Origin of the sequence: Streptomyces spongiae (assembly GCF_009377185.1) — a bacterium.
In the GTDB taxonomy this organism is placed as follows: Bacteria; Actinomycetota; Actinomycetes; order Streptomycetales; family Streptomycetaceae; genus Streptomyces; species Streptomyces spongiae.
In genome coordinates, this window is the sequence record NZ_VJZC01000378.1 from 1 (window position 1) to 9,635 (window position 9,635).

At 70.4% G+C, this 9,635-nt stretch carries 10 protein-coding genes and 1 pseudogene; 5 read left to right on the forward strand and 6 right to left on the reverse strand.

Features of this window, described 5'->3' with window-relative positions; genetic code table 11:
- The 3 genes from FNH08_RS34910 to FNH08_RS34920 all read right to left on the reverse strand — a co-directional run.
- Nucleotides 1–2,063, reverse strand: a 2,063-nt coding sequence (locus FNH08_RS34910) for a SpoIIE family protein phosphatase (RefSeq protein ID WP_322725998.1), incomplete at its 3' end; no start/stop codon positions are given.
- Between the two features lie 226 nt (nucleotides 2,064–2,289).
- Nucleotides 2,290–2,682 carry an SCO5389 family protein gene (locus tag FNH08_RS34915; RefSeq protein WP_152775535.1) on the reverse strand — a complete coding sequence of 131 codons (393 nt, stop codon included), beginning with the start codon at nucleotides 2,680–2,682 and terminating at the stop codon, nucleotides 2,290–2,292.
- Between the two features lie 51 nt (nucleotides 2,683–2,733).
- A complete protein-coding gene (locus FNH08_RS34920; protein ID WP_152775536.1) occupies nucleotides 2,734–3,693 on the reverse strand; it encodes an ATP-binding protein in 960 nt (319 codons plus the stop codon).
- Nucleotides 3,694–4,007: 314 nt separating this feature from the next.
- Here FNH08_RS34920 and FNH08_RS34925 point away from each other — a divergent pair, with 314 nt between their 5' ends.
- Nucleotides 4,008–4,991: an AraC-like ligand-binding domain-containing protein gene (locus FNH08_RS34925; RefSeq protein WP_152775543.1), complete on the forward strand. Its 984-nt coding sequence runs from the start codon at nucleotides 4,008–4,010 to the stop codon at nucleotides 4,989–4,991.
- Here FNH08_RS34925 and rpmF read toward each other — a convergent pair.
- Nucleotides 4,972–5,145: a 50S ribosomal protein L32 gene (gene rpmF / locus FNH08_RS34930; RefSeq protein WP_152775537.1), complete on the reverse strand. Its 174-nt coding sequence runs from the start codon at nucleotides 5,143–5,145 to the stop codon at nucleotides 4,972–4,974. The two genes, FNH08_RS34925 and rpmF, sit on opposite strands and share 20 nt — an antisense overlap.
- A gap of 192 nt (nucleotides 5,146–5,337) precedes the next feature.
- Between rpmF and FNH08_RS34935 the strand changes: the two genes are divergently transcribed.
- The 4 genes and pseudogenes from FNH08_RS34935 (at nucleotide 5,338) to FNH08_RS54365 (ending at nucleotide 8,429) form a co-directional block, all read left to right on the forward strand.
- A complete protein-coding gene (locus FNH08_RS34935; RefSeq protein ID WP_152775538.1) occupies nucleotides 5,338–5,745 on the forward strand; it encodes an effector-associated constant component EACC1 in 408 nt (135 codons plus the stop codon).
- 1 nt (nucleotide 5,746) lies between these two features.
- A complete protein-coding gene (locus FNH08_RS34940; protein ID WP_152775539.1) occupies nucleotides 5,747–7,078 on the forward strand; it encodes a caspase family protein in 1,332 nt (443 codons plus the stop codon).
- Nucleotides 7,071–7,511: pseudogene (locus FNH08_RS54360) on the forward strand (Clp protease N-terminal domain-containing protein); the annotation flags it as partial. The gene FNH08_RS34940 and the pseudogene FNH08_RS54360, both read left to right, overlap by 8 nt.
- Nucleotides 7,494–8,429 (forward strand): hypothetical protein, encoded by a 936-nt coding sequence (locus FNH08_RS54365; RefSeq protein WP_456114963.1) that lies wholly within the window; start codon nucleotides 7,494–7,496, stop codon nucleotides 8,427–8,429. The pseudogene FNH08_RS54360 and the gene FNH08_RS54365, both read left to right, overlap by 18 nt.
- Here the strand turns inward: FNH08_RS54365 and FNH08_RS52450 are convergent.
- Nucleotides 8,408–8,533: a DUF397 domain-containing protein gene (locus FNH08_RS52450; protein ID WP_322725999.1), complete on the reverse strand. Its 126-nt coding sequence runs from the start codon at nucleotides 8,531–8,533 to the stop codon at nucleotides 8,408–8,410. The genes FNH08_RS54365 and FNH08_RS52450 overlap by 22 nt on opposite strands.
- Nucleotides 8,481–9,440 (reverse strand): helix-turn-helix domain-containing protein, encoded by a 960-nt coding sequence (locus tag FNH08_RS34955; RefSeq protein WP_322726000.1) that lies wholly within the window; start codon nucleotides 9,438–9,440, stop codon nucleotides 8,481–8,483. Before FNH08_RS34955 ends, FNH08_RS52450 begins: the two co-directional genes overlap by 53 nt.
- Nucleotides 9,441–9,635 lie beyond the last annotated feature (195 nt).

The window sequence follows — 9,635 nt, forward strand, 5'->3', positions numbered from 1 at the left end:
CCCTCAGCACCCGCCCCCGTGCGTACCGCCTCCCCGCCCGTCGGTGGGCGGGCACCCGCCGTCGCTGATCCCGTCAGGGTGCGGCACAGCATCTCGGGGGTGGCCTCGGCGAGCAGGCCGTCGGTGTGGAGGGCGATCAGGGTGCCCGGGGGCAGGTCGAGGGTGAGGGACTCGAAGGGGGCGCCGTCCACGCCCAGGGCGGGGCCGATCGGAAGGTCGTCCGGGAACGACACCGTGCCGTCCGGTGCGATCAGTGCCGGCGCCGGGTGGCCGGCCGCCGCCATCGCGCACTCCCCCGACACCGGGTCGTGGACCACGTACAGACAGCGCGCCCCGACCGTGTGGCCGCTGCCCGCGCCCGGGTCGTCGCCCTCCTGCCGGGCGGACTTGGCGACCAGGTCGTCGAGGTGGGCGAGCACCTCGTCCGGCGGCAGGTCGAGGTCGGCGAGCGTGCGTACGGCGGTGCGCAGGCGCCCCATCGCGGCGGCGCCGTCGATGCCGTGCCCTTCGACCTCGCCGACGACGAGGGCGACGCGGGCGCCGGAGAGCGGGATGACGTCGTACCAGTCGCCGCCCAGGCCGGTGAGCTCGTCGGCGGGCCGGTAGCAGGCGGCCACGTCCACCGCGTCCTGCTGGGGCAGGCGGCGGGGGAGGAGGCTGCGCTGCAGGACGAGGGCCGCGCCGCGTTCGCGCGTGTAGCGGCGGGCGTTGTCTACGCAGATGGCGGCGCGCGCGACCAGTTCCTCGGCGAGGCCCAGGTCGACCTCGTCGAACGGGTCCTGACGGCCCTCGCCCCGGAAGAACGTGGTGATGCCGAGCGTGATGCCCCGCGCCCGGATCGGCACGATCATCACCGTGTGCAGCCCGAGGTCCAGGAAGGTGGCCTCACGCCCGCCGGGCAGGGTGTCCGACCACTCCCTGGCCAGCGGGTCGAGCCTTTCCCGGTACCAGGACGTACCCGCGGTCAGGGTGCGCACCGGAGGCGTGCCGGGCAGGTAGGACGCCAGCCCGCCGATGCCGACGACGGCCTCCGGCACGCCCGCGTTCACCGACTGCTGCCCGGCGCGCCGCAGCGGCACCGCGTCGCCGCCGCGCACCGGCTCGGGGTCGGCCCCCTTCAGGACGGACTCCAGCAGGTCCACGGCCACGAAGTCGGCGAGCCCGGGCACGGCCACGTCCGCGAGCTCCTGCGCGGTGCGCGCCACGTCGAGGGTGCGGCCGATCTGCTCACCGGCGCGGTCGAGGAGGGCGAGCCGCATCCGGGCGCGGTGGCGTTCGGAGATGTCGACGACCGTGTAGTACACGCCCAGCGGGTTGCCGTGGTCGTCGTCGAGCCGGATGAACGACATCGCGTGTGCCGTCTCGCGGTGCGGGGCCGACTGGACCCGGCCCACGTGCTCGTAGTCGACGACCGCCTCACCGGTCTGCAGGACCCGCCGCATCACGGTCTCTATGCGGTCGGCGTCCAGACCGGGCTGGACGTCGGCGAGCCGACGCCCGATCCGCTCGTGCGCGGGGCCGCCGCCGAACGCCTCCAGCGCGGTGTTCGACCACACGAACCGCAGGTCGGTGTCCACCATCGCTATGCCGACGGGCGACTGGACGACCATCCTCTCCAGCACGATCCGGCTCATGTCCCAGCCGGGCGCGTCGGTCATGTCGGAGAGCAGCAGCACCCAGGAGGAGCCATCGCCGCAGGTCGGTACGGGCGTCGGTACGGGCGCTGCCGTGCCGCTGGCCCCTCGCGTCGGCTCCGGCCGCGTCGGCACGGCCCGCACCATGAGCCGGACCCGGTCGCCGTCGCGGCGGCGGGCGGTGAGGACGCCGGACCAGCCGCCCTGGTCGCGGTACGCCTCGGCCAGGGGTGCGAGCCGGGCCGCGTCCTCCGGGACCAGGAGCTCGGCGACGCTCCGGCCCAGCACCTCCGCTGCCGGATACCCGAGCAGGCGCTCGGCGTCCCGGGTCCAGCTCGTCACCGTCCCACGCGAGTCGAGCAGTAACGGCGCGGCATCGGCCACGTCGAACCGCTGTCGGGTGACATCACTGTCCCTGTCGGTCCCCACGGCGACCCTCTCTGCTCTGAGACGCCCTCCGACACCATTATTCACCTGGTGTGATCGCCTGACAGCACTCTTGTCACCGGGCGCGGCGTTCGTGGTGGAGATTCGGGGGCGTGCGTGGGGACGATCGCACGGATACGGCTCCGGCGTACAGATATCACCGGGACAGGGGTGCCAGCCGGTAGTCGTGGGTACGGTCCTCCGCCTCCCGGCCGGTCCCAGCAGTCGCTCAGCAGTCGCGGAACTCCGGCGACTGGTTCAGGATCTGGGAGCGCGGGGACGTGAAGCGGGTGTACGTCTCGCCGCCGCGCGAGTGGGGCGGGAAGACGGCGACCCGGTGGCAGTTCTGGAAGGCGAGCGCGACACCGAAGTGGCGTTCCAGGCTGCCCCTGATCGCGTCGCTGGACAGCGCCCGCAGCAGCTGACCGCGCTCCTTCTCGGACGGCGGCGGGGTCTGGTTGTCGGCGAACTCCGCGGTACCGGCGCGCAGTTCGGTGGCGAGGCCGGCGATCAGGTCGTAGGCGTAGGGCAGGGACGTACGGACCGTTTCCACGAAGTCCTGCTCCCGCACCTCGCCGTTCTCGGCTTCGGCGAGCAGTTGCGGGGAGACGTCGAGCGACATGGGGGCTTCCTGTTCTGTAAGTGGGGGGTGGCGGTTCAGGGGCGCGGTAGTTCAGACGGAGACCGCGAGGGCCCCCGGGCCGTGCCGGAAGTCGGGGTCGACCTGGGTGGCCAGGTCCTGGCCGGTGGCCTCGTTCGCCCAGGCGGAGGCGTTGCGGAGGTGGAACTCGACGGCGTGCCGCTGGAAGGTGGCCCAGTCCTTCGTACGGGTGTCGACGGCCGTACGGAGCCGGCGCAGCGTCTCGGTGTTGTGCGCCTCCAACTCCCCCTCCTCGCGCCCCTGTTCCTGGGCGCGGACGAAGGAGGACTGGACGCAGTGCGCCAGCAGGTCGTCGCCGACGTGCTCCTTCAGGAAGAGCAGGTCGTCCTCGCCGGTGACCTTGTTGCCGACGACGCCGATCGGGATCCCGAACTCGGCGGCGTGGTCCCGGTACTGGCGGTAGACGGAGACGCTCTTCCGCGTCGGCTCGACGACCAGGAACGTCATGTCGAAGCGGGTGAACAGCCCCGAGGCGAAGGCGTCGGCGCCTGCGGTCATGTCGACGACGACGTACTCGCCGGCTCCGTCCACGAGGTGGTTGAGGTACAGCTCGACGGCGCCGAGCTTGGAGTGGTAGCAGGCCACGCCGAGGTCGCCCTCGTCGAAGGCCCCGGTCACCATGAGCGGCACGCCGTTGATGCCGCGCACATGGCGGCCGTGGATCTCGTCGTCCCCCAGCAGCCGCAGCAGCCGTGACCCGCGCCCGGGTGGCGTGGTCTTCACCATGGCGTCCCGGGAGGCGATCCTCGGGTTGGTCCCGCGCAGGAAGTCCTTGATCTCCCCGGTCCGCGCGCTCAGCGGCGGTGCGCCGAACGCGTCGTCCTCGTCGAGGCCGAGCGCGTACGCCAGGTGCTGGTTGATGTCACCGTCGATCGCGACGACCGGCGCGCCGGAGTCGGCCAGGTGCCGCGAGAACAGCGCGGACAGGGTCGTCTTGCCACTGCCGCCCTTACCGACGAAGGCCACGCGCATGGCTCCGCACCTCCTCGGGCCCCGAAGCCCTATTGAAAATGGCTTTCATGAGCATAGACTCGACAGGAGTGGGACTCTTGTCAAATCGCCTGTCTGATCGCCTGTCTGGTCGCCTGTCGGATCGCCTGTCTCGTCGTCGCGCGTCCAACTCGCCTGATTAGGTGGGGAGTTGGGGACCAGTCCCACAGGCGTGCAGCCGTGCGCGCTCGTATGCCTTCGCGCGGCCATTCGGCTGTTCACCGGCCGGCCCTAAGATCTCGGCCATCTGGCGGTGAACGATGCGCGAGCGCGAGACGGGGCGGGCGGTGGGAAACATGGTGGCCGAGGTGGTGTTCCGCAGCGAGGACGTTCCCGCGGCCGACCGTTTCGACTGGTGGCGTGAGCGGATGAACCAGACCCACGCACCCATGGAGCTGACCAGCGAGTTCGCCGCTGACTTCCGCGCGCACCAGCGGATCATCGGGCTCGGTGACGTGTCGGTGTGGCCGGCGGTGTTCCAGCCCCTGGTCAACACGAGGACCGCGAAACACATCAAGCAGTCCGACCCCGAGGTCTACCACCTCTCCCTCCTGCTGGGCGGGACGGCCACGATGACCTGGGACGACCGGCAGGCCGTCTACGGTCCGTCCGACTTCCTGATCAACGACTCCTCACGGCCGGTCGAGATCCGGGCCGGCCAGGAGTCGATCAGGACGATCGGCGTCGAAATACCCAAGGCGCGGCTGTCGTTGTCCCCGGCCAAGGTCGACCAGATCGTCGGGCGCCGGTTGGCCCCGTTGTCCGGACAGGAGGGGATCGGCGCCCTGCTCGCCCAGTTCCTGACCCGGCTGTCGGCGGACACCGGCAGCTACCAGGTCGCCGACGGCCCCCGCCTCGCGACGGTCGTGGTCGACCTGGCGTCCGCGCTCTTCGCCCACGTCCTCGACGCCGAGGAAGCGCTCTGCCCCGAGGCTCGTCGGCGGGCCCTGGTCCTGCGCATCCAGGCATTCATCCGGCAGAACCTGCACGACCCGGGCCTGACGCCGCGTACGGTCGCCGCGGCCCACCACATCTCGCCCAGCTATCTCCACCGTGTCTTCCGCGACGAGAACGACACGGTCACCGCCTACCTGCGCCGTGAGCGCCTGGAGCGCACCCGCCGCGACCTGGCCGACCCGGCCCTGCGCGCGGTGCCGGTGCACCGCATCGCGGCCCGCTGGGGCTTCAGCCACCCGGCGGCCTTCAGCCGCGCGTTCCGCACCGCGTACGGGTATCCGCCCAGCCATCATCGTGAGCTGGTCAGTAGTCCTTCTGGTTGATCAGCCCGCGCTCGTACGCCTTCACCAGGTGCTGCGGTACGAGATGGGTCGCGCCGTCGATCCTCACCGGCACGAGCTGCGGGGTGCTCGCCTTCCACTGGGCGCGGCGGTGGCGGGTGTTGCTGCGGGACATCTTGCGTTTGGGGACGGCCATGAGGGCTCCAGGCGGGATGGGGTGATCTGGACGGGTGGCAACGCTACATGAAAATGAATCCCATTAACTACTGGGGGTCGTGATGTCGCGGAGGGGTAGAGGAACTGATGCCAAGAGGGGGAGTGGGATATGGGCTCGGTCGTACACTGATGCTCCTCAACTGAGCCGTTTTGCAAGGTAATCGGGGGAACGATGACGGCTGCGCACATTTCCGTGCTGAGCGCGGACGCGGTGGCGGACACCGAGTCCCTGGCGGACTGGCTGCGGGGCGAGCCGCAGCTCGCCGGGCGGGTCCGCGCCACCGGAGGAGAACCCAGGCCGGGGGAACTCGGCACCGTCCTCGACACCCTGACCGTGGCGATCGGAGCGGGCGGCGTCGGCGGCCTGGTCACGGCGCTCGTCCCGGCTCTGCGTACGTGGCTCGCGCAGCCGCGCCGGAGTGACGTACGGCTGAAGATCGGGCGTGAGGGCGGATCCAGCGTGGAGATCGACGCGAAGCGCGTGAAGACCGGCGACGTGGAGCACCTGCTGCGGCAGGCTCTGAAGCTCGACCAGGACCACGACCCGGACCACGGGCAGGACCCTGACGTACAGGAGTGACGTGCGCCTTCCCGACCGGAACCGTTCCCGGGTCGTGCTGATCGGCGCCAGTCAGTACTCCGACCCGAAGCTCCCCGATCTCCCGGCCGTCCACCGCACCGTCGCGGACCTGGCCGAACTGTTCACCGACGAGTACTACGGGCTCGTCCCCGAGGAGCACTGCACCGTCCTGCTCGACGAGGGCGACCTGCGGACCGTCGGCCAGCGGCTGAGGGCGGCCGTGGAAGAGGCCGAGGACCTGCTGCTCGTCTACTACGCGGGGCACGGGCTCGTGAGCGGTCGGCGTCACGACCTCTATCTGGCCCTGCCCGACAGCGAGTGGACCGGGCCGGAGTTCAACTCGCTGGAGTACGACAAGCTCCGCAACGCCGTGCTCGACAGCCCGGCGGCCAACAAGCTGGTCATCCTGGACTGCTGCTTCTCGGGGCGAGCGGTGACCGACTCCCTGGCCGGAGCCGAGGCCGCGCAGCTCGGGCAGCTCGACGTGGCGGGCACGTACGTCCTGACGTCGGCGCAGCGCGACCAGGTCGCTCTCGCGCTGCCCGGTGAGGACCACACGGCCTTCTCCGGGCGGTTCATGCGGCTCCTGCGCGAGGGCGTCGTCGGCGGGCCGGAACTCCTCACGGTGGAGGACCTGTACAAACGCCTCCGGACGCTGATGGAGGCGGAGGGCCTCTCCGTGCCGCTCAACCGTGGCGCCGGGACGGCGAGCCAGATCGCGCTGGGCGTCAACCGGTCCTACGCCCAGACCGTGGGCCCGGAACTGCGCAAGCGCCATGTCGCCGCCGTGCGGCAGGGCGAGGACGGCGACTGGGAGGGCGCCGCCGGCGCCCTCCAGAAGATCCTCGACGAGCAGACCCGCGTCCTCGGCCCGGACGACGCGGACACGCTCCGCACCCGCCAGTCCTACGCCCACAGCCTCGGCGGCGCGGGGAACCCGATGGAGGCCGCCGGGTTGCTGCGACAGCTGCTGGCCGACCAGGTGCGCCTGCTCGGCCCCGATCACGAGGACACGTTGCGGACCAGGCAGTTCCTCGCGGTGAACCTCGGTGAGGCGGGGTACCGGGAGGAGGCGATCGGCATGCTGCGGGTCCTGGTCGCCGACCGTGGGCGGGTCCTGGGCGCCGAGGATCCGCACACGCTGCGGACACGGCACATACTGGCGCGCAATCTGATGGTGGTGAGTGCCAACGACGAGGCTGTGGCGCTGTTGCGGCAGTTGGTGGCGGATCGCGAGCGGGTTCTGGGGGCGGAGCATCCGCACACGGAGCGGGCACGTAGGGATCTTGCGGAGCTGGAGGGGAGAGCGGCGGCTGATGTCCGACTTGTTTGAGCGTTTCGATGCCGGGGCGCGGCGGGCTGTCGTCCTGGCTCAGGAAGAATCCCGGCGGGTCAACCACAACTACATCGGCACGGAGCACCTTCTCCTGGGCATGCTCCACGAGGGATCGGGTGTCGCCGCCAAGGCCCTGGAGAGCCTGGGGATCTCGCTTGAGGCTGTCCGCCGGCGGGTGGAGGAGATCATCGGCCGGGGCCAGCAGCAGCCGCTCAAGGGCCACCTCCCCTTCACGCCCCGTGCCAAAAAGGTGCTGGAGCTGACCTCCCGCGAGGCCATTCAGCTGGGTCACAACTACGTCGGCACGGAGCACCTCCTGCTCGGCCTGATCCGTGAGGGCGAGGGCGTCGCCGCGCAGATCCTGGTCACGTTGGTCGCAGACCTCAACCAAGTGCGTCAGCTGGTTCTCCAGATACTCTCCGGCTACCGGCCGGACGCTCCGTCCTCACCCTCGTCCCCGATCCTCGACCTGTTCGGCCGGAACCTCACCCAGGCCGCTCAGGAGGGCGAGCTGGGCCCCGTCGTCGGGCGTGAGAGGGAGATCGAACGAGTCATCCAGATCCTCACCCGCCGGAACCGGAACGTCCCGCTGCTGATCGGTGAGCCCGGTGTGGGGATGGAAGCCGTGGCCGCAGGTCTCGCGCAGGTGATCACTGCCGGAGACGTACCACCCGTCCTCCAGAGCCGGACCGTCCAGTCACTCGATTTCGGTGCTCTGGTCGCCGAGGCGCAGCACCGGGGCCGCGTCACCGAACTGACGGCAGAGGTGCTGGACGAGGTCCGCAAGCACCCCGCCCTGGTGCTCTTCCTTACTGGCGCTCTCACCCCGCTCCACATCCCGTCCGGCACGACGAGCCCCCTCGCGGTGTTCCAGTCGCTGCTCGGCGAGTCCTGCGTCTTCGTCTTCGGCGCCTGCGGCCCGGCGGAGTACACGCGACGGGAGTACCGCCCGGGCCTGGACCGGCAGCTCCAGACCGTCTCGGTGGACGAACTGTCCATCGACGACGCGCTGGCCGTGCTCAGGATCGTCCGGGTACGCCTGGAGGGACATCACCAGGTCTCCATCGCGGACGAGGCGCTGGAAGCCGCTGCCTCACTCGCCCGCGACCACGTTCCCGACCAGTTGCTCCCCGGAGCGGCCGTCGACCTGCTGGACGAGGCGAGCGCGCAGGCGCGGGTCCGTGCGGGGCGGTCAGCGAGGGACTCGGTGCTGGAGATCACCAAGGCCGAGGTCGTCACGGCGCTGGCCGTGTACTCCGGCACCCAGTCCCCGGCGCCGTCGCGCCCCACCACCGCTCAACGGATCGAGCCCGTGGAGCACGATCCCTACGTCTGGTCCATGAGCTGACTCGTGAGGAACGCCTTCCAGGCCGAGGGCGCGAAGGCGAGGACCGGGCCGTCAGGGTTCTTGCTGTCGCGGACGGGGACGGTGTGGGGGAACGCGGGGGCCACTTCGACGCAGTTGCCGCCGTTGTCGCCGCTGTGGCTGCTCTTGATCCAGTTCGGCGCGCGGAACTCGTGGCTGTCCATCGTGCTCGTACCCTTCCATCACGTCGCTGATCAGGGCGGCGGAGTCAGGGGCTGACGGAGCGTCCGCCCTGAGCACATCATAGGTCTGGCTGTGGCGTGCGTGGACGGTCGGATCGTCGTTGAAATGGCCGCGGTCCAGCGATTCCGAGTAGACCCACTCAAGTCCGTCGGGCAGTTTGATCAACGACATGGGGGCGTTGGGGCGGACGAGCCCGGGAAGTGCCGCTGGGGCGACCTGGATACGGATGTTGGGGCGGCGTCCGACGTCGAGCAGGTGCGCACACTGATCACGCATGATGGCGTGGCTCCCCACCACGTTGCGCAGACAGCTCTCGTCGAGCACGACGGCGTAGAACGGACCGTCGGCTTCCAAGAAGCGTTGCTGTCGGCTCAGTCGGGCTCGGACGCGCTCCTCCAACTCCTCGCCGCTCGTTACTCGTGAGAACAGCGCCCGCGCATAGGCCTCGGTCTGCAACAGCCCGGGAACGACTCGCTCTTGGTACTCCCGCAGGGCGACAGCCACCGCATCCATCTCCGCCCGCCGCCGAAACCAGTCCGGATGCTCCACCTGCGGATACCAGTCGATCCTCCCCCACAACCGCATCAACACCCCACCCGTACCGAGCACTTCGTCGCACTTCTTCGCGAACGTGTCCTGGGGCACCCGCGTCCCCGCCTCCACGCGCGCCACGTGCGAGCGGTCGCACGGGATCTCGCCCGCCAGCCCCTCCTGGGTGAGGCCGACGGACTCGCGGAAGTGCTTCATCACCTCGCCGAACACGGCGGCGGTGGTCGCGCCCGTACCCGCTTGGCCGTTGCGTCGACTCACGGTTCCCCCTCGTGACAGACGACCAGTGGCACGCGTCAGGCGTTGTGACGGGCGGTACCGCTGGGCAACCCTTGATGCACCCAGAGTAATCGCCCGCGTACGGAGTTGCCCATGGAACAGCAAGCACAGCCCACGGCACCGGAGTGTGGGGCGCTCGTCCACGACCCGGTGACGGGGAGGGTGGGCGAGTACCGG

What these genes read in the sequence shown, in the direction of transcription:
- FNH08_RS34915 (WP_152775535.1), bottom strand. Translation starts at nt 2,682, where the DNA reads ATGTCGCTCGACGTCTCCCCGCAACTGCTCGCCGAAGCCGAGAACGGC.
- FNH08_RS34920 (WP_152775536.1), bottom strand. Translation starts at nt 3,693, where the DNA reads ATGCGCGTGGCCTTCGTCGGTAAGGGCGGCAGTGGCAAGACGACCCTG.
- FNH08_RS34925 (WP_152775543.1), top strand. Translation starts at nt 4,008, where the DNA reads ATGGTGGCCGAGGTGGTGTTCCGCAGCGAGGACGTTCCCGCGGCCGAC.
- rpmF (WP_152775537.1), bottom strand. Translation starts at nt 5,145, where the DNA reads ATGGCCGTCCCCAAACGCAAGATGTCCCGCAGCAACACCCGCCACCGC.
- FNH08_RS34935 (WP_152775538.1), top strand. Translation starts at nt 5,338, where the DNA reads ATGACGGCTGCGCACATTTCCGTGCTGAGCGCGGACGCGGTGGCGGAC.